Raw genomic sequence first — 17,941 nt, forward strand, 5'->3', positions numbered from 1 at the left:
ATTCCTGAGGGAAGCGCGGGGAAACGTTACAGGCTAGGCTGGGAGGGAGGCGCGGGGAGGGGGTGGGCTGGGCGGCTTCGGACGGACGGCTCGGCGAGCCGTCCCTACCTTCGGAGGGCGTTTGGCGGGCGGTGATCCTCGGAGGGCGTTGGGAGGATGGGGCGGAGGCGGGCGCGTTCGGCAGTGAAGGCGTGGCCGAGCATGCGTTCGCCGCGGGCGGCGAACCAGGCGGGGTCGTCGGTCGTGGCGAAGCGGCGGGAGCCGTGGCGGGTGAGTTTCGATTCGTGCTCGGGGTGACGAGCGAGCCAGTCGGCGAAGCGGGTGGCGACGAGGGCACCCTGATCGAGAATCTCGATACCGGGCGGAATCAGGCGGCGCAGGGCGGGCAGCAAGAGGGGGAAATGGGTGCAGCCGAGGAGAATTCGTTGAGGCGGCTCGGGGCGTTCAAGCACGGGCGTGAGGGCGCGTTGGAGGAAAAATTCGGCGCCGGGGCCGCTGAGTTCACCGGCTTCCACGAGCGGGACCCAGAGCGGACAGGCTTGCTGGATGAGGGTGAGGCTGGGCGCGAGTTTGCGCAGCTCGATGCCGTAGGAGTCGGAGGTGACGGTGCTCTCAGTGGCGAGGACGGCGACGGTGCCGCTGGCAGAGGATGGCGGTGTTTCTCCGGGAATGGTGCCGGGTGGCAGGCCGATCAATGCCTCGACGGACGGGCGGACGACGCCGAGCACGCGGTGGTGGGGGCGGTGACGCGGCAGGTGGAGTTGCTGGATGTTGCGGAGGGCGCGCGCGGAGGACGTGTTGCAGGCGAGGATGACGGTGGTGCAGCCCTGCTCGAAAAGCCATTCGACGGATTCGAGCGTGAAGTCGTTGATCACATCCGGGCTGCGAGCGCCGTAGGGGGCGCGGGCGCTGTCGGCGAGGAAAAGGTAGTCGTAGGCGGGCAGCGCCTCGAACAAGGAGTTGAGCACGGTGAGGCCGCCGAAGCCGGAATCAAAAACGCCGATCATGATGTGGGTGTTGGTTTCAACGAGTGTCCTGCGGGATGAGCTGAGCGATCCTGCGGGCGGGGGCAAGGCGGGCTTGGATGGCTTGCGGAATGGAGCGCGTGGCGTTTTGTGCGGGCATGGCTTCATCCTCTCCCAAGATTCTCGCGTTTGCGGGCAGTGCACGGCGCGAGTCGCTGAATCGGAAATTACTCGCGGTGGCGGTGCAGGCGGTGCGCGACGCGGGTGCGGAGGTGACGCTCGTCGAGCTGAAGGATTTCGCGCTGCCGTTGTATGACGGCGATCTCGAAGACGCGCAGGGAATGCCGGCGGGGGCGGCGAAGCTGGTGGAGTTGATCAAGGCGCACGACGGGCTGCTGATCGCTTCACCCGAGTACAACTCGATGATCACTCCGCTGCTGAAGAACGCGATCGATTGGTGTTCGCGAGCGGACGACGATCCGTTTCCGGGGAAAGTCGTGGCGGTGGTTTCGGCGTCGCCGGGCGCGCTGGGCGGGATCCGGTCGCTGAAGATGGCGCAGCAGTTGTTGCTGCATCTCGGGTGTCACGTGGTGCCGGGAAACACGATGCTGCCGCAGGCGCACAAGGCGTTTGGGGCGGACGGCGGGCTGGCGGAGGGACAGGAGCGGACGGTGAAGTCGGTGAAGGCGCTGGCCGGGGCGTTGGTGGAGACGGCGCGGAAGCTGAGCGGGAAAAGCTGAGCGAAGTGGCGTTGAGGGCCGGAGGGCTGGTGCGAAGAGGGTTGAAGCTTGTTGGAAAAAGAAAACGCACGAACCGGCCCGTGCGGGCGATTCGTGCGTGGAGTTCTCTTATGCTGGCGGTGGTTTTGGCGGCGGTGTTGAGCGATGAATAGCTTACTTCAAGACGGCGGCGTGGAAGGCGGTCCAGTCATCGAGGGCGTTGAGCTCGGGGGCGGAGCCGACCACGGAGCCGTCGTCGGGATAGCCGGCGGCTTTGAGGATCGAGGCGCGGGTTTCGTCGTTGTGATGGAAGCCGAGGATGGCGGTATTGAGTTTCTGGATGGAGGCGCGGCTGAGCTTCACGCCGGGCTGGGCTTTAACCCAGGCTTCGAACTCGGAGTAGGTGGGGCGTTTGTCGGTGACGAACTTGGTCAGGGCATCGGCATTGAGGCCGAGTCCGTTGATGACCATGGAGTCGTAGCCGCCACCGATGGCTGGATAACCGGCGGCGAGTTTACCGCGCGCGCCGAGGGAAACTTTTTGCCAGAGGCGGGGGAGGTGCAACACGCCGAGCGGGCCGGAGACGTGGCATGGAATCAGGGGAATGAAGGTATCGCTCATGGGTTTTTATTTAGGACTGACACGCCGCGCGATGAAAGGAACCCGGGTCGCCCGCGGCGTGGCGAAGAGAGTTTTGGAAAAAGAGAAAACGCGTGGGGTGGAAGCGTGGGTGAAGATCGGGGCTTTTCAAGCGAGGCGAGGAGATTGACGGGAGGTGTGCAGCGGGAGTGAGACGGTTGCGGGAGAGTAGCGGCTTTCCGGGGATCGATGCTCAACGGCCTCAGGCGAGCTGAGGCCCTACATGAGGCGGACGGGGAGATTTTCCAGGGAGCGGTGGAGGGGGGCGAGTTTGCCGCGGCTGGTGATGCCGAGTTTGCGGAAGATGCTGCGCAGGTGGGTGCGCACGGTGCTTTCGCTGACGCCGAGTTTGCGGACGATCTCGGGGTTTTTGTGGCCGGCGGCGGCGAGGCGGGCGACTTCGCGTTCGGTGGCGGTGAGCTTGGAGAGCTCGGTGAGCGCGTGGGCGGACTCGTGGTGTTCGTGCGCGGGCCGGGAAAACTGGAGGACGAACGACGGCTGTAGGGAACGACCGGAGACGGGCTCGACGAGCTGGAGCGTGGCTTGGAGGCCGGGCTCGGAGGGGTGATCGAGGCGGCGGATGGCCTGGAGCTGGGCGACCGTGTTGGTCTGGACGGCGGTTTCCCAGTCGGCCTTGAGGGCTTTGCAGGCGGCGCGCAGGTCGGGCGGGAGTTGCGGGGAGCGGCTGGTTTTGAGGGAGCGGGCGGCGGAGGCACCGAGACGCCAGACGGCAAGGGCTTCGCGAGCGGGGGTATTGATGTATTGGATAGCGAGATCCCAATCGAGCGAGGCGATGGAGAGCGGGAGGGCGTGGACGGTGTGTTCGAGGGAGCGGTGGGCGGCGGCGTTTTTTTCGGAGGCGAGGAGGCGGTTGACGGCGGCGTTGACGAGCGGGTGGAGTTCACGGAGCAGGCGCATTTCCTTATTGGTGATGTCGCCTTGAGCCTCGGTGCGGATGAGGGAGAGCTGGCCGATGAACTCGCCGGTGTCGGACCAAAACATGAGGCCGGCGGAGTAGCGCCAGCCCTCGGGCTTCATGAATTGTTCGTAGAAGGGGAGTCCGGGGAGAGCTTCGGCGGGGAGGTCATCGCTCATGCGCATGACGGGCGCGCCGGGGTTTTTGGCGAGCAGCGGACCGAGGGGGGCGACGGCGTTGAGGCGGACGAAGTAGTTATCCGGGTCGGGGACGGAGAGCGTGGTGCGGAGGAAGACGGGCATGGTGCCGAGGCAGGGCAGGCCGACCAGCGTGTGGAAGACCGGCATGGCGGCGCGCAGGAGCTGGTTGGAGGCGAGCCAGACGTCGTTGGGGGTGACGGCGCGCTGGAGGGCGACGAGGGCGTTGAGCGTGGTTTCTGGATACGACATGCGACGGAAGGTGGTGCGGGTTGGTAGCAGGCCGTGTGCGGGCATCGACTTAAATCCCCGGCAATATCGTCGGATCGGACGATAGGCGGTGCGCGGGGCAGGCGCTACAATCCGGCGAATTTCTTTCATGAAAACCGCCCCACGCGCCCTCGTAGTCATTCCTCTTCTTGGCGCATTGATTGCCCCGCTTTCAGGGATCGCGCAGACGCCGAAGATTCCGAGCGTACCGTCCGCAGAGACGATTTCGAAGAACGCGGCGGCGGCTGAAAAAGCCGAGGCGGCGCAGAAAGCTGCCGAGAAGGCAGCGGCTGCCCAGAAGGCGGCAGATAAAGCGGAAGCGGCTAAGAAGGCGGCTGAAACGGCTGCTATCGCGCAGAGGTCCGCTGAGAAAGCCGCTATCGCACAGAAAGCCGCGGAGACGGCCGTGATCGCGCAGAAATCTTCGGAGAAAGCGACAGAGGCACAAAAGGCTTCGGATAAAGCGACGGCGGCGCAGCAAGCGGCTGAAAAGGCAGCCGCTGCACAGAAGGCGGCAGAGACTGCGGCGAGCGCGCAAAAGTCGGCCGAGAAAGCGGCTGTTGCTCAGAAGTCCGCAGAGAGTGCGTTGATCGCGCAGAAATCAGCGGAAAAAGCTGCGGCTGCACAGAAGGCGATGGAAACGGCAGTCGTTGCGCAGAAGTCTGCGGAAAAGGCGGCGGGCGTGCAGAAGACTGCGGAGAAAGCCACGGCGGCTAGCGGTGCGACGGAGAAGGCGGCGGCGAGGCAGGCGGCGGTGGAGAAGTTGAACGCGGTCAGCAAAACGGCGACGCAGGCGGAGACGGCGCAGAAGGCGTCGGAGCGCGCGGCGAGTGCGGCTGCTGGAAAGACGGTGGCACCGGCTCCGGAAGTTGTCCGTATCCGGGCGTTGAATCAGCCGGCGGGAGCGAAAGGCAAAGACGGGGCGGCGACGCGGGAAATTGTTGTTACTGGAGAGCCGCGCAATCCGATCGCGGAGCGTGAGGCGAAGGAGGCGGCGGCGCGCGGGGCGGGCGATTTGGTGAAGGCTCCGGTGGTGAAGGAGTCTGTGGCGGACGAGGAGCGGCGGCTGGTGAAGGACACGGTGCGCGATGGGCTCGCGAATTTAGAAGTGGCGCCGGAAGTGGCCAGCAAACTAGCGGATGATTTTGTCGATCCCGATAAGGCGGAAGGAGCGAAGGATCGCGTCGGCGTAATCGCGGACGCATCTGTCGATTTGCAGCTGGTCGCGGTGAGCGATGAGAAACGGAAGGAGGTCATCGATGCGGTGAGCCGGAGCAAAGATCCTCAGGGGACGGCGGACGAGAAGGTGGGCGAGGCGGCGACGGAGGAAGTTTTTGGGAAGGATGTCGCAAAGCTGGTGCCGGGCGAGAAGCGCGGGCAGTTCCGTGAAGTTTTCAAGCGCCTCGCCGATGTGCGGGGAGGACTGGAGGTCATCGGTGGCGATCCGGATGATCCGGAGGTCGTGGCGGCGGTGAAGGAAGGAGCGGAGCGCGGAATCACGACGAAGGAGGAGTCGCGCGAGTTGTTTGAGCGCGCGGGGCAGAAGGTGCTGGATCGCCAGGGGTTTTCACCGGCAAAGGAGGGCGAGAGTTTTGATGCGCGTCTGGCGCGTCTGGCGAAAGAACAGGAGGCCGAGATGGCGGCGATCCGGGCGGCTCAAGCGGCGAAGGCGGCGGCTGCGGCGGCGAAGGCGAGATTGGGGAAAGGAACGCCGACGCTCGGGGACTCGATCACGCAGGGGGCGGCGGGCTCGTCGGCAGTGGGACGCAGTGTCTCGGTGCGCGTGGAGGTGGCGGTCGGTGGAGGCAAGGGCCGGACGAGCGGCGCGGGGAACGCGGCGCAAGGGACGGGCACGGACGCGTCGAGAACGACGGGGACCGGCGGGCGTTTTCAATCGGATCTGGCGAGCAGTCGTTTAGCGGCGGATACAGGCGGGACGTCTTCGGCGGCCAAGCCGACTACGGGACGGGCTGATGCGGCGCTGCCGGGCACGGCGACACCGCCCACGACCTCCGCGCCGACTGCGCCTGGGGCGCTGGAGCAGGGAACTGGCGTGAATGGCTCGCAGACGCCGGTAGCCAACGCTCCGACCGCGCCTGTGTCGGGCAGTGGGTCGGGAACGCCGAACTCGACGGTGAGTTCGCCGGCCAACGATATTGTGGTGGGTGGCGGTCAGGGGTCGTCTTTTGGCGGGCATTTCCAAAGCCCGGATGGGAACACGGGCGGCGATCTCACGTTTAATCCTGATGGTACGTTTTCGGGCACGGTCACGACGGTGACGCGGGATGCTTCGGGCAACATCACGAGCTCCACTCAAACCGGCATGGTGGGCACGTGGGGCGTCGATGCTAACGGCAACGTGGTCGTGACGAGCGCGACGACCACGCCGTCGACCTCGTCGAATAACAACCAGAGCACGCCGCCTGCGTCGGGAAATCAGAGCAACGGTACAGGCACGAACAATGGCAATAGTTCCGAAACCAGCAGCGAGGATGATGACGACGATGACGATGATGATGACAAAGACGATCCGCCGCCGCCTGCTGACGAAACCAAGACCGAGGAAGCGCCTGCAGAGGAAACGACTGAGGCGACGACTGAAGCGGCCACCACGCCGAACCCGATGGATATTGGCGGGGGCGATCCGTCGCAGCTTTTCATCAGCACGGGCGGCAAGCTCGGCGGGCAGGAAGCGCGGAGGCAGCAACGCGCGCTCGAACTCGCGGGCAGCGGCGGTGGTGCGGGCGGGCCGAATGCGACGGACAAAGGCTCGTCGGGTGTCTTGCTGACTCCGGAAGAGCAGGCGAATGCGGCGCGTCTGATCGGAGTGAAAACGGGCGGTGCGGTGACGAACCCGAATCCGCTCGATGGCGGCACGGTGACGATCACGCAGCGTGATCTGGATGAACTTTATCTGCGCGGAAACGGTGGCGCGAAAGGACCGACCGACGCGACTCCACCCGCTCTGCCGCAAGATCCGAATAGTCCGCTGGGTGGTGTGCCGGGGATCGTCGCTCCGGGTGGTGGCACGCGCGTGAACGCGCAGGTGCCTGCGGCCGCGGTTCGTGTGGATGCGGACAAGGCGAAGGTGAATGTCGATGCGCAGATCAAGGAGAGCGTGAAATGAGTACCCTCTCTTTTTCGTCCCGCTTAGTTTTTCCACGCATGAAATCGTTCGGCGTACTGCTCGTTCTCGCATCTCCGCTGAGCCTCTTGGCCCAGCCCGCGTCGTCTGCGGCGCTCGAAGCGCTGGGGCGTCAGGATCTGACGGGGCAAGGGACGTTTCATCGCATCGGGTTGATGCGTTTGCAGGAAGACACGGTCGCTGTGCTCGGAAAAATCAAGGAGCGTGTGAGCGGTCAGGTGCGCGCCAACACGATGCTCTTCGCCTCGGATAATATCTTCAACACGCCGGACGCGGAGGTCGCGGACCAGCAGCTCGCGGAGTTTATCGGCGCGAGCGTGAAGGTGAAATTTCTTGAAGAGCTGACGCTCAACACGAGCTACGACTTCGCGTTTTTTCGTCACAACGACGATGCGAACAGCGGCAGCGATTTCGACACGCGGACGTTTCGCCAGCAGCTCAACTATGAGACTTCGATCCTGGCGGGAAAAGTGGCGGTGGGGATTCCGCTGACGTGGCAGCACTCGCAGGTTTTCGCGGCGGGCGAGAACGATGCACTGGCGAAGACGTGGACGTATGGAAGCGGCGTGGAGCTGACGTGGTTTCGCAGCAGCCGGGTGCTGCCGACGTTTTCGTACAATTACTTTTTGTCCGACCCGAAGATCGGCGCGGGCAAACACAAACATGACTTCAACCTCGGCGTGACGTTCATCCCGCTGACGGGGACGCGGCTTTTTATCAGCCCGTCGGTCCAGTACAGCCACGAGGATTTCAAGAAGAGCGAGCGCACAGATGATGCGTGGACGCCGACGCTCGCGGTGAGCTGGGGCCCGCTGTCGTTTTTCGCGATCGACGCGGTGGCGAGTTATACGGATTCGCGGTCGAGCAACGCGGCGGCGGAGTTTGAGGCGCTCACGGGGACGCTGTTTGCGCGGTTGTTTTGGAAGTGGTGAGTGGAGCGTCCGCTGCGCGGCTAGGACGGCGCAGATATCTAGATCGTTGGTGAGCCGGCTCGATCCGTGGATCACGCCCGCGTAACCGCCACGACGACGCAATGAGTTTCGCATCAGCGAAGCGTTCAAGCAGACGGTACAAGCTTTGATGGGCGCGACCGGCTTCTCTCTAGGCTAGCATGAGTTCCAGCGCCGACTCGTGCCGCAACGCGCGCTCTTGAGGAGTGAGCGCGAGATTGGAGTCGAGTAGGCTTAGATCGAAAGCTGCTCGGCGCGCTTCTTCGAGGGCGTCGTCGGGCTTTATGGTTTTCACGCTGGGGAGCTCATGACCTTTTCCAACGATATTTTCGGCGAGCTCAGATTCGAGATGTGGAGGGGACCAGATGCTACCGCAGGCGCACGGGGTATTCAATGCGAGCTGTACGCTCACGAATGAGAGGACGTTGAAGTAGGTGAAGGCGCTGGCAGTCTTCACGAGAGAGCGGGGCAGCTAGCTTCCTAAAAGTGCTCCAATGTTTCGTCAGAATTTATTCTGAATCTGCCGCCCGCTATCTGATGAACTAGCTTCAACGCATCCATGTAACTGCATGACGGGCCGCACCACCCCATGATCGTGTTCGCCAAGATACCAATGGTCTTTGGACGATCCTCAATTCTCACGGAGGTTAGGGCGGTAACGGCAATGGACCCCCACCTAAGTGATCCGCTGAGCGATCTGATTTCGACCTGTGGGCGATCAAAATTTTGCGGCCGATCAAGGAAGCCACGCAGAGAATCGAATCGGTGCGCATATCCGCCGTCTGACAGAATTCGGGAAACGAGGGAATCGAAGCCTTTGTCGGCAGAAATGATAAATAGCTGAGATTTGGGATCTCTGCAGAAGAATAACCCTGCTTGGAACGCTAGCTGGAAATCGAGTGCATTGGGGCCGGTTGATGTGCATCTCCGGATGCGTACTCCACCCCGAAAAACGGGAGACATTTTATCGATCCATTGCTGCTCGTTTACATTTTGATTTTTACCGCAGAAAATCACCAAATCCGCTGGAAAGTTTCTAGCGTTGTGGCTGTCCAGTCGATGGACGTTCTCGAAATCAACTAGCACGTAAGTAGGCGGGGTCATGTAATTACCCGACTACATCGTCACAAGCCGGCGTCCTGTTACAGGTTACGTTGTCAGGCAGAGTTTGAAGCCTTCGTTCAGGGCGGCGCGGTCGAGGTTTTTGCCGATGAAGACGAGGGTGTTGGTGCGGGCGTCTTTGCCCCATTCGCGGTCGAACTTGGCGTCGAAGAGCATGTGGACGCCTTGGAAGACGAGGCGCTTGTTGGAGCCTTTCACGCTGAGGACCCCTTTCATGCGGTAGATGTCGTTGCCCTTCGTTTTGAGGAGTTCGCCGATCCACTCATTGAGCTTCTTCCCGTCGAGGTCGCCGGGCGTGCTGATGCCGACGGAGGAGACGTCGTCTTCGTGCGAGTGGCTGTGTTGAAAGTCGCGTTGCCAGTCGGGCTTCACGGTTTCGCTGCCGATGTGGATGTGGAGCGGGTGGTCGCCGCAGCCTTCGAAGACGAGGTAGTGGCCGTCGGCGGGCGCGTGGATGAGGTAGCGGCCGCACTCTTCGTTGAGGACGAGGCGCTGGAGTTGCGGGCCGGCGGTGAAGGTGTCGCCGTCGAGCACGCGGTTTTCCCAGTCGGAGAAGGTGACGACGGCGGTCTTGATGGCGGCGTCGATCACGGGCTGTTCGAGCGAGGTGATGGGGAGGACAACGACATCGAGTTCGTTGGGGTTGCCGTGGTGGTGATGGGCGTGCGCGTGGCCGTCTTCGCCGTGGGCATGATCGTGATCGCCGTGATCATGGTCGTGGCCCTCGCCGTCGTGATCGTGGTCGCAGTGGCCGATGACGAGTTCGTGAGCGCCCTCGGTAAGCGGGTAGGCGCCGGCCCACTCGAACGGGTAGTCGGGTTCGAGGAATTGCGGGTCGAGCTCGGTGGCGCGGGAGAGGTTGAAGCCGCCGACGTTGAGAACGGCGGAGAGCGGGACGTTGGCGTTTTGCGCGCGGTGGATTTTGGCGGCCGCATTCATTTTCCGGATGCGGGCTTCGAGTTTTTCCAGGTCGGCGGGGGCGACGAGGTCGGTCTTGTTGAGGATGAGGACGTCTGCGAAACCGATTTGTTTTTTGGCCTCGGGGGAATCGTCGATGTGCTGGAGGATGTGCTTCGTGTCGACGAGGGTGACGATGCCGTCGAGGCGGAAGCGGGTGCGCATCTCGTCGTCGGTGAAGAAGGTCTGGGCGACGGGGCCGGGGTCGGCGAGGCCGGTGGTTTCGATGAGGATGCCGTCGAGGCGGTCCTTGCGCTTCATGAGGCGGCCGAGGATGCGGATGAGGTCGCCCCGGACGCTGCAGCAGATGCAGCCGTTGTTCATCTCGAAGATTTCTTCGTCGCTTTGGATGACGAGCTGGTTGTCCACGCCGACTTCGCCGAACTCGTTTTCGATGACGGCGATTTTTTTGCCGTGCTGCTCGGTGAGGATGCGGTTGAGCAGCGTGGTTTTACCGGCGCCGAGGAAGCCGGTGAGGACGGTGACGGGGATGGGAGCGTTGGCGTCGGACATGGTGAGGAAGAGTGAAGGGTGAAAAGTGAAGAGTGAAAGACGGAAGGGAAGAAAGTCGGAAGCGGAGTCGGAGCGTGTCGCTGGTGCAGGGCGAAGGCGCGCAAGCAACGGCAGGGGGGCGAGGGCGTCAAGGGGCGGGGCGAGGACGGCGTGCTTGCGTTGAGCGGTGTGAGCGCATGAGCGTGGGGGAGCTTTCGATGAAAAACTCCACCACGGGCAGCGGCGATGCGGCGGCGAAGAATGGGATTTTGATTTTGCACGCGACGGCGGGTGCGGGTCACACGCGGGCGGCGCAGGCGATCGGGGCGGCGCTGAAGGCGCGGGGCGAGGCGTTTCAGCTCGTGGACATCCTGGACTGCACGCCGGCGCTTTTCCGGCGGATGTATGTGAAGTCGTACATCGATCTGGTGCAGAAGGCGCCGGAGCTGTGGGGGTATTTATACGACCGGATGGATGTTGTGCGCCCGGCGACGAGCAAGCGGGTGAAGGCGCGGCTGGCGTTTAATCAGCTGAACAGCCAGCCGTTCAAAAAGCTGCTCAAGGAGAGCGCGCCGAGGGCGATCGTGTGCACGCATTTTTTGCCGCTGGAGCTGCTGTCGGATTTGAAGGGGCGCGGGAAGATCGACGTGCCGGTGCACGCGGTCGTCACGGATGTGAGTCCGCATGCGTTGTGGGTGTATCCGAATATCGATTGTTATCACGTTGCGACGGCGTCTGCGGCGCGGGAGCTGGTGCGGAAAGGTTATCCCGCGGAGAAGATTCGCGTGACGGGGATTCCGGTCGATCCGGTGTTCGCGGAGCGGACGGCGGGGCCGGCGGCGCGGGCAAAACTCGGGCTGCCGGAAAAGCCGACGGTGCTGTTGTCGTCGGGCGGATTCGGCGTGGGGCCGATGGTGGAGGCACTAGAGTCGTTTCGCGCGAGCAGCGCGGAGATTTCGCTCGTGGTGGTGGCGGGGAAGAATGCGGAGCTGGAGAAGAAATGCCGCGAAGTGGCGAAGACGTTGCGCGTGCCCGTGACGGTGCATGGGTTCGTGACAAATATGCACGAGCTGATGGATGCGGCGGATCTGATTGTGACGAAACCGGGCGGGCTCACGACGACGGAGGTGCTGGCGAAGGGGAAGCCGATGGCGCTGGTGTCACCGATCCCGGGACAGGAGCAGCGCAACTGCGAATATCTGCTCGAGGCGGGCGCGGCGGTGCGGCTCTACGATGTGGGCGACGCGGCGTTTTACCTGACGGGGTGGCTGGCCGATGCAGAGCGCATGAAGCGCATGACGGCGGCGGCGAAGGCGATCGCGAGGCCGAGAGCGGCGAACGATATCGCGGGGGCGTTGCTGGGCGGGGTGTGAGTGGAGTCTAAACTTTCATGACGCGGAAAAAACTCACGGCGGCGCTTATTTTTTCATCACTGGTTCTCATGACGACGACAGCGGTAACGGCGGACGACGAGTTGCACACGATCGTGGACGATGGCTGGGTGGGGGCGCAGGGATTTCATTTTTCGGGGAGACTGACCGAAGTGCGGCGTGGTGCGGAGAAAGGCGCGAGCAAGTGGAGCGCGTTTTATCGGAGCACGCGGATGCTTTTCACGAGTGGAGAGGAAGGCGCGGTGACATGGCGCGTAGGAAAGATGGAATGGACGACGCGGGCGGACGATCACGGGTATTGGGAGCTGACAGCGAATACGCCGCTGGGGCTGGCGCCGGGCTGGCATGAGATCGAGGCGGTGCCGGCGGCGAGTGGTCCGGCGGGCGTGCTGGTGCCTGATCCGCGCAATGCGCTCGGGCTCATCTCGGATATCGACGACACGATTCTGGTGAGCGAAGTGCTGAGTAAGCGGCGGTTGCTCAGCAACAGCCTGATGGTGCCTGCGGAGGAACGCAGCGCGGTGCCAGGGCTGGCGGATCTTTACCAGCGGATCGCGAAGAAGAATCCGGCGCCGGAATCGACACCGATTTTTTATGTATCCGGTTCTCCGCGTCAGCTGACGGACAGCATCCGGCGGTTTTTGAAAGTGAACGGGTTTCCGCGAGGGGTGCTCCAGTTGAAGGAGATCTCGACGGAGCGGGGCGATTCACTGAGTGACACGCCGACGTACAAGCGGAAGCACATCGACAGGATTCTCGCGGCGTTTCCCGGGGTGAAGTTCATGTTGATCGGGGATGACGGGGAGCATGATCCGGAGATTTTCGCGGCGGTCGCGGAGAAATATCCGGAACGTGTGGAGGGTGTGTGGATCCGGCGGGTGCATGATGATCTGACGCGGGCGAAATTTACGGGGCAGCGGGATCTGACGGAGTTGCTGGTGGTGGAAAAGACGGAGTGAGACGGGGCGTGGCGGGGATTTTTTAACCGCGAATCGACGCGAATGGTGGAGCTTCGGAGTGGGTCACAGATGGCACGGAGCGCGGACACAGAGAACACAGCGCTCGGAATTGGAGGAGAACGGGTACGATAGCGTTGTGAGGAGTAATGAGAGACGGGGGGACCGCTCACTGCGCGCTCGCGGCAACGGAGGAGAGGATCGCGCTAGGGGCGGGGAAACTACGAACCTTACAAAACTGTAAGGTTCGCGAAAGGGGCGGGCAATGGGGATGTGGGATAGTGGGCTCACTTCCCGATCAACTCTTCATGAATCTTCCCGTTATGAACTCCACATCCAGTCCTTCATTTTCCAGCCGTCGCAAGGTTTGGTCGACGGCTGGTTTGGTTGCAGCAAGCGGTCTCACGTTGTCTGTGGTTGCGTGGGCCGCTGGTGATCAGGGTAAGCAGCAAGTGTCCGTGAAAATTGATGAACAGCCGCTGGCTCGCTCAGGGGTGGGCGAGTCGGCGAGCTATTCACCGGTGATCAAACAAGTCGCGCCCAGTGTGGTGAGCGTGAAAGTCATTGCTCGCGGCAAAGAAATTTCCGCCGAAGAGCTCCCGCCATTTCTTACCGATCCGCGTTTCCGCCAGTTTTTCGGAACGCCTTATGGGTTGGATGAAGGTCAGGGAAATCAGGGTCGGCGTCAGGGCCAAGGTCGGCAACTGCCGCGCCGTCCAGACCAGCAGGGCGAAGGCTCGGGCGTGGTGGTCAGCGCCGATGGTTACATCCTCACGAACAATCACGTCGTGAACGGCGCGGACGAAATCAAAGTTTCCTTTAACGACGGTCGGGAGCTCACGGCGAAAGTCGTGGGCACCGATCCGAAATCCGACCTGGCCGTGATCAAGGTCGATGCGAAAGATCTTCAAGCGGTGGTGTTCACCGACAGCGACAAAATCGAAGTGGGCGACAAGGTGCTCGCGATCGGAAATCCGTTTGGCCTGAGCCAGACGGTGACGAGCGGCATGGTGAGCGCGCTGGGTCGCGCGACGATGGGGCTCGATTACGAGGATTTCATTCAGACGGATGCGGCGATCAATCCGGGTAACTCGGGTGGTGCGCTCATCGATGTGAAAGGCCGTCTCGTGGGCATCAATACGGCGATCTATAGCCGCTCGGGTGGATTTCAGGGAATCGGTTTTGCGATCCCGGCGAATCTCGCCCGTACGGTGATGGAGCAGCTCGTGGCCAATGGCAAAGTGGTGCGCGGTTATCTCGGTGTCACGATGCAGCCGATCGATGCGGGGCTGGCCGAACAATTCTCCCTCAAGAGCAAAGAAGGCGTGATTGTGGCTGAAGTTGTCCAAGGCAGCCCGGCGGCCAAGGCCGGGTTGGAATCGGGCGATGTGATCACGAAGTTCCAAGGCAAAGACGTGAAGGATGCACGCGCGCTGAAATTCAGCGTGGCGAATATTGCTCCAGGCACGAAGGTCGCGGTTGAAGTTCTTCGTCAGGGTAAGACCGAGAAGCTTGAACTCAAAGTAGGCGAGCAGCCGAAAGACATGGCGCTGGCGGCTCGTGGTGGCGCGACTAAATCCGAAGGCACGCTGAATGGTGTGGGCGTGGCCGACATCGAACCGGCAGCGCGTCGTGAGTTTGGAATTTCCTCCCGTGTGCAAGGTGCGCTGGTGACGGAAGTGGAGCCGACGTCGGCTGCCGCGGCGGCTGGTCTGCAGCCCGGCGATGTGATCCAGGAGATCAACCGCGAACCGGTGCGCACGGCGGAAGATGCGGTGAAACTCACCGAGAGCAACGAGTCGAAAAAGACTTTGCTCCGCGTGTGGAACCGACAGGGCACGCGCTTTGTCGTGGTGGATGAAACTGAATCCTCCTGAGAAAAATTTCAGTGTCCTGTGATGCAAGAAACAGGGTGCTGTGTTGAAGTGATGGCCGCCCCGGATCGTGAAAACGGTCCGGGGTGTTTTTTTGAAGAAGTCGAACGCGTGATTTCGGAAACGCGGGAGATGTCGAACAGGCGGGACTCTCCCTACCTTTCCGAACCAGCGGGTTGGATAACCCCCTCTCCGTTTCGAACCAACGCGCCGGGACGGCGCGTTCCACCTTTGGCTTTCCTTCGGTGAATGCATCCAATCAAAGTATTTCCGTGCGCATTCTCATTGTTGAAGACGACGCCAAGATCGCCTCCTTCGTAGTCAAGGGCCTGAAGCAGGAAGGGTATGCCGTGGATCACGCGCCCGATGGCGACACGGGGCTGACGCTCGCGGGGATGACACCGTATGATGCGGCGGTGGTGGATGTGAATCTGCCGGGGCTCGATGGGCTCAGTCTGGTGAAGCGGTTGCGGATGACGCATCTGACGATGCCGGTGTTGTTCCTCAGCGCGCGTTCGAGTGTGGAAGATCGCATCAAGGGATTGCAGGCGGGCGGGGACGATTATCTGACGAAGCCGTTTGCGTTCGCGGAGCTGACGGCGCGGTTGCAGGCGTTGATCCGGCGCTCGACGCGGACGCCCGAGGCGACTCGGCTCACCGTGAATGGTGTGGAGATGGATCTGATGTCACGGACGGTGACGGTGGGCGGCGAGTTGGTGGAGTTGCAGCCGCGGGAGTTTTCGCTGCTGGAATATCTGCTGCGCAATCCGGGGCGGCCGGTGACGAAGACGATGATTCTGGAGCACGTGTGGGACTATAGTTTCGATCCGCAGACGAATGTCGTGGACGTGTTGATGTCGCGGTTGCGGGCGAAGGTGGACCCGGACAAGACGCGTATCGAGACGGTGCGGGGTGTGGGTTATGTTTTCAAACGAGGGACGTGAACGAGGCGCGGAAGCACGAACGAACACACGAAGCATGACGACGTTTTCAAATTTGCGGCGGTCGGTGGCGGTGCGGCTCAGCGTGTGGTTCGCGGTGTTGTTTGCGGTGGGGTTCAGCGCGATTTTCGGGCTGCTTTACTGGCTGCTGGGGCGGCAGCTGGAGCAGCGTGAGCACGAGGCGTTGCGGCTGCGATTGCAGCAGTACTCGGCGGTTTATGCGACGCTCGGGCTAAATGGATTGAAGCAGCGCGTGGAGGAGGACAGCCGGGCGCCGTATGTGCGTTCGTTGTTCATCCGGCTGATGTCGCCGCGTGGCGTGGTGTGGATGAGCGTGCCGCCGGACTGGATCGAGCAGGATGAGAAGCGCGTGACGGTGCCGGATGCGTGGGGAGGGATGACGGAGAAGACGGAGCTGACGGTGCGCGTGCCGCTGGATGAGCAGGAGGATCTGGCGGTGTTGAACGTGGTTTTACCGGACGGGCTGCTGCTGCAGGTGGCGCGGAGCACGGACAACCGGACGGCGTTGTTGCAGCCGTTGCGGAGGATTTTCGTGTGGGTGGCGCCAGCGGTGGTGCTGGTGGGATTTGCGGGCGGGGTGTTTGCTGCGCGGCGGGCGACGAAGCCGCTGCGCGCGGTCGTCGAAACGGCGAAGCGGATCGTGCAGACGGGGGCGATGGATGCGCGGGTGCCGGAGCCGAGGCGCGACGACGACATGGCGGAGCTGGTGAGGCAGTTTAATACGGTGCTCGATAAAAACGCGGGGCTGCTGACGGCGATGCGCGAGGCGCTCGACAATGTCGCCCACGACCTGCGCACGCCGCTGACGAGCATGCGCGGCGGGGCGGAGCTGGCGCTGGCGGCTGGCGATGTGGCGGCGAAGGACGATGCTCTGGCGGATTGCGTGGAGCGGTCGGACGAGGTGCTGCGGCTGCTGCGGGCGTTGATGGAAATCTCGGAGGCGGAGGCGGGGATGTTGAAACTGAAGAAGGAGCCTTGCGATCTGGGGCAGCTCGCGCGGAGCGCGGGCGGGCTTTACGACGAGATCGCGGGGGCGAAGGAGATTTCGTTGAGCATCGAGGTCGCGGATACGCCGGTGCTGGCGGATGCGACGAGGCTGCGGCAGGCGGTGGCGAATCTTATCGATAACGCGATCAAGTACACGCCGGACGGCGGGCGCGTGGCGGTGACAACGGAGCGCCGGGAGCGCGAGGCGGTTTTAATCGTGAAGGATTCGGGGCCGGGCGTGCCGGAGGCAGAGCAGGCGCGGATCTGGGAACGGCTTTATCGCGGGGACCAGAGCCGTTCGCAGAGCGGACTTGGGCTGGGGCTGAGTCTGGTGCGCGCCATCGTGGAGGCACACGGTGGACGCGTGAGTGTGCGGAATGCGCCGGAGGGCGGGGCGGTGTTTGAGGTGGGGCTGCCCCTGGGGTGAGCGAGCCCGCGCCGCGTATTCGGCGGGCGGGCACGCGTGTACGGCGGGCTAAGGCCGGGGACTCGACGGTTTCGCGAGGATTACGCAGAGCTCGCTTCCGAGCGACGGGACGAGGGTACCCCAGAGCTGGTTGAGACGGACCCAGGCGGCGCTGTTTTCGAGGAAGAAGCCGGTGAGCCGGAAGAAGTGCGAGCCGGAGAGGAAGGCGACGTCGAGGCCGGTGTCGCGGGCGAGCTGGCGGCAGCGTTCGGGATCGAAGACCTGTTGATGGCCCCAGTCGGGACGTTCGCCTCGGGCGATGCCGCGGCGGTGCTGGGCCTCGCGGAGGCGGGCGAGCCAGCCGGGCATGGTGGGGAAGCCGAGCAGGAGGAGACCGCCTGGGCGCAGGACGCGGGCGAGTTCGCGGGCGGCGGTTTCCGGGGAGCGCAGGTGTTCGAAGACGTGTAGGCTGACGATGGCGTCAAAGCTGGCGTCGGCGAAGGGCAATGGTTGTTCGAGGTCTCCTGATACAAGCGAATCGTAGCCGGAGGCCAGGAGGTGGGGATGACCGAGGTGTTTGTCGAAGCCAGTCCAGCGGGAGGATTTGTCGCCGCCTGCGATGCGGCGCAGGTAGCCGCCCTGGCAACCGGCGTCGAGAATGGCGAGCGGGCGGTCGATGTGGGCTTGATAGTCCGCGAGCGCGGCGGCGGCCCACCAGTAGCGGAGGCTGCGGAAGGGGTAGCGGGTTTTGGCGGCTTTGGGGCCGAGTGGACAGTCGGCGGCGCGGTGAAACGCGCTGCGATCGAGAAGAGAAAGAGGCCAGCGCAGGAGCGACAAACGCGCATATGCGGGCGCACGGGAAGGCATGGTCGCAGCGGTGAGCGGCGACTCGGAGGTAAGCGAGTAGGACATTTAATTCTGAGCGAGTTGATAGATGCCCACGGCGTGACAGCCGTGCGGCGTTGAGTACCAGCGCGGGTTTCAGCCGCGCGG

General features: G+C 63.1%; 15 protein-coding genes. 8 read left to right on the forward strand and 7 right to left on the reverse strand.

The window, feature by feature from the left end:
* Positions 1 to 104: 104 nt before the first annotated feature.
* Entirely contained in the window at positions 105 to 1,007 is a 903-nt protein-coding gene (gene murI / locus CMV30_RS10420; RefSeq protein WP_096055967.1) for a glutamate racemase, read from the reverse strand.
* A gap of 116 nt (positions 1,008 to 1,123) precedes the next feature.
* Here murI and CMV30_RS10425 point away from each other — a divergent pair, with 116 nt between their 5' ends.
* Positions 1,124 to 1,705, forward strand: coding sequence for an NADPH-dependent FMN reductase (locus CMV30_RS10425; protein WP_096055968.1), 582 nt, complete (start codon positions 1,124 to 1,126; stop codon positions 1,703 to 1,705).
* 153 nt (positions 1,706 to 1,858) lie between these two features.
* Here CMV30_RS10425 and CMV30_RS10430 read toward each other — a convergent pair whose 3' ends face one another.
* Positions 1,859 to 2,305, reverse strand: coding sequence for a DUF5069 domain-containing protein (locus tag CMV30_RS10430; RefSeq protein WP_096055969.1), 447 nt, complete (start codon positions 2,303 to 2,305; stop codon positions 1,859 to 1,861).
* A 237-nt stretch (positions 2,306 to 2,542) separates the two neighbouring features.
* Positions 2,543 to 3,733: a helix-turn-helix transcriptional regulator gene (locus CMV30_RS10435; RefSeq protein ID WP_217494375.1), complete on the reverse strand. Its 1,191-nt coding sequence runs from the start codon at positions 3,731 to 3,733 to the stop codon at positions 2,543 to 2,545.
* A gap of 82 nt (positions 3,734 to 3,815) precedes the next feature.
* Between CMV30_RS10435 and CMV30_RS10440 the strand changes: the two genes are divergently transcribed.
* Both CMV30_RS10440 and CMV30_RS10445 read left to right on the forward strand, forming a co-directional pair.
* A complete protein-coding gene (locus CMV30_RS10440; protein WP_138223232.1) occupies positions 3,816 to 6,833 on the forward strand; it encodes a hypothetical protein in 3,018 nt (1,005 codons plus the stop codon).
* Positions 6,834 to 6,871: 38 nt separating this feature from the next.
* Positions 6,872 to 7,783 (forward strand): hypothetical protein, encoded by a 912-nt coding sequence (locus CMV30_RS10445; RefSeq protein WP_096055972.1) that lies wholly within the window; start codon positions 6,872 to 6,874, stop codon positions 7,781 to 7,783.
* 169 nt (positions 7,784 to 7,952) lie between these two features.
* On the opposite strand, the gene CMV30_RS10450 is transcribed toward CMV30_RS10445, so the two are convergent.
* From CMV30_RS10450 to CMV30_RS10455, 3 genes are read right to left on the reverse strand one after another with little or no spacing between them, the layout of a single operon-like run.
* Positions 7,953 to 8,258, reverse strand: coding sequence for a hypothetical protein (locus CMV30_RS10450; protein WP_096055973.1), 306 nt, complete (start codon positions 8,256 to 8,258; stop codon positions 7,953 to 7,955).
* A 23-nt stretch (positions 8,259 to 8,281) separates the two neighbouring features.
* Complete coding sequence (locus CMV30_RS20925; RefSeq protein WP_175414825.1) at positions 8,282 to 8,905, reverse strand: PIN domain-containing protein; 624 nt, start codon at positions 8,903 to 8,905, stop codon at positions 8,282 to 8,284.
* A gap of 45 nt (positions 8,906 to 8,950) precedes the next feature.
* Positions 8,951 to 10,393 carry a CobW family GTP-binding protein gene (locus tag CMV30_RS10455; protein WP_096057716.1) on the reverse strand — a complete coding sequence of 481 codons (1,443 nt, stop codon included), beginning with the start codon at positions 10,391 to 10,393 and terminating at the stop codon, positions 8,951 to 8,953.
* 197 nt (positions 10,394 to 10,590) lie between these two features.
* On the opposite strand from CMV30_RS10455, the gene CMV30_RS10460 reads away from it, so the two are divergent.
* The 5 genes from CMV30_RS10460 to CMV30_RS10480 all read left to right on the forward strand — a co-directional run bounded on the left by CMV30_RS10460 (position 10,591) and on the right by CMV30_RS10480 (position 16,969).
* A complete protein-coding gene (locus tag CMV30_RS10460; protein ID WP_175414826.1) occupies positions 10,591 to 11,745 on the forward strand; it encodes an MGDG synthase family glycosyltransferase in 1,155 nt (384 codons plus the stop codon).
* Positions 11,746 to 11,762: 17 nt separating this feature from the next.
* The gene (locus CMV30_RS10465; RefSeq protein ID WP_096055975.1) at positions 11,763 to 12,722 is read left to right on the forward strand and encodes a phosphatase domain-containing protein; all 960 of its coding nucleotides are present in this window, start codon (positions 11,763 to 11,765) and stop codon (positions 12,720 to 12,722) included.
* A gap of 320 nt (positions 12,723 to 13,042) precedes the next feature.
* Positions 13,043 to 14,596 carry a DegQ family serine endoprotease gene (locus CMV30_RS10470; protein WP_096057717.1) on the forward strand — a complete coding sequence of 518 codons (1,554 nt, stop codon included), beginning with the start codon at positions 13,043 to 13,045 and terminating at the stop codon, positions 14,594 to 14,596.
* A gap of 269 nt (positions 14,597 to 14,865) precedes the next feature.
* Positions 14,866 to 15,537 carry a response regulator transcription factor gene (locus tag CMV30_RS10475; RefSeq protein WP_096055976.1) on the forward strand — a complete coding sequence of 224 codons (672 nt, stop codon included), beginning with the start codon at positions 14,866 to 14,868 and terminating at the stop codon, positions 15,535 to 15,537.
* A gap of 34 nt (positions 15,538 to 15,571) precedes the next feature.
* A complete protein-coding gene (locus tag CMV30_RS10480; RefSeq protein ID WP_138223233.1) occupies positions 15,572 to 16,969 on the forward strand; it encodes a sensor histidine kinase in 1,398 nt (465 codons plus the stop codon).
* Between the two features lie 48 nt (positions 16,970 to 17,017).
* Here CMV30_RS10480 and CMV30_RS10485 read toward each other — a convergent pair whose 3' ends face one another.
* Complete coding sequence (locus tag CMV30_RS10485; RefSeq protein ID WP_096055978.1) at positions 17,018 to 17,860, reverse strand: class I SAM-dependent methyltransferase; 843 nt, start codon at positions 17,858 to 17,860, stop codon at positions 17,018 to 17,020.
* Between the last annotated feature and the right edge of the window lie 81 nt (positions 17,861 to 17,941).

It is taken from the genome of Nibricoccus aquaticus (genome assembly GCF_002310495.1).
Classification (GTDB): Bacteria; Verrucomicrobiota; Verrucomicrobiia; order Opitutales; family Opitutaceae; genus Nibricoccus; species Nibricoccus aquaticus.

Bases quoted from the DNA above. Each gene is read 5' to 3' on its own strand.
- CMV30_RS10470 (WP_096057717.1), top strand. From the start codon at position 13,043: ATGAACTCCACATCCAGTCCTTCATTTTCCAGCCGTCGCAAGGTTTGG.
- CMV30_RS10425 (WP_096055968.1), top strand. From the start codon at position 1,124: ATGGCTTCATCCTCTCCCAAGATTCTCGCGTTTGCGGGCAGTGCACGG.
- CMV30_RS10430 (WP_096055969.1), bottom strand. From the start codon at position 2,305: ATGAGCGATACCTTCATTCCCCTGATTCCATGCCACGTCTCCGGCCCG.
- CMV30_RS10480 (WP_138223233.1), top strand. From the start codon at position 15,572: ATGACGACGTTTTCAAATTTGCGGCGGTCGGTGGCGGTGCGGCTCAGC.
- CMV30_RS20925 (WP_175414825.1), bottom strand. From the start codon at position 8,905: ATGACCCCGCCTACTTACGTGCTAGTTGATTTCGAGAACGTCCATCGA.
- CMV30_RS10455 (WP_096057716.1), bottom strand. From the start codon at position 10,393: ATGTCCGACGCCAACGCTCCCATCCCCGTCACCGTCCTCACCGGCTTC.
- CMV30_RS10440 (WP_138223232.1), top strand. From the start codon at position 3,816: ATGAAAACCGCCCCACGCGCCCTCGTAGTCATTCCTCTTCTTGGCGCA.
- CMV30_RS10485 (WP_096055978.1), bottom strand. From the start codon at position 17,860: ATGTCCTACTCGCTTACCTCCGAGTCGCCGCTCACCGCTGCGACCATG.
- murI (WP_096055967.1), bottom strand. From the start codon at position 1,007: ATGATCGGCGTTTTTGATTCCGGCTTCGGCGGCCTCACCGTGCTCAAC.
- CMV30_RS10465 (WP_096055975.1), top strand. From the start codon at position 11,763: ATGACGCGGAAAAAACTCACGGCGGCGCTTATTTTTTCATCACTGGTT.
- CMV30_RS10445 (WP_096055972.1), top strand. From the start codon at position 6,872: ATGAAATCGTTCGGCGTACTGCTCGTTCTCGCATCTCCGCTGAGCCTC.
- CMV30_RS10460 (WP_175414826.1), top strand. From the start codon at position 10,591: ATGAAAAACTCCACCACGGGCAGCGGCGATGCGGCGGCGAAGAATGGG.
- CMV30_RS10435 (WP_217494375.1), bottom strand. From the start codon at position 3,733: ATGCCCGCACACGGCCTGCTACCAACCCGCACCACCTTCCGTCGCATG.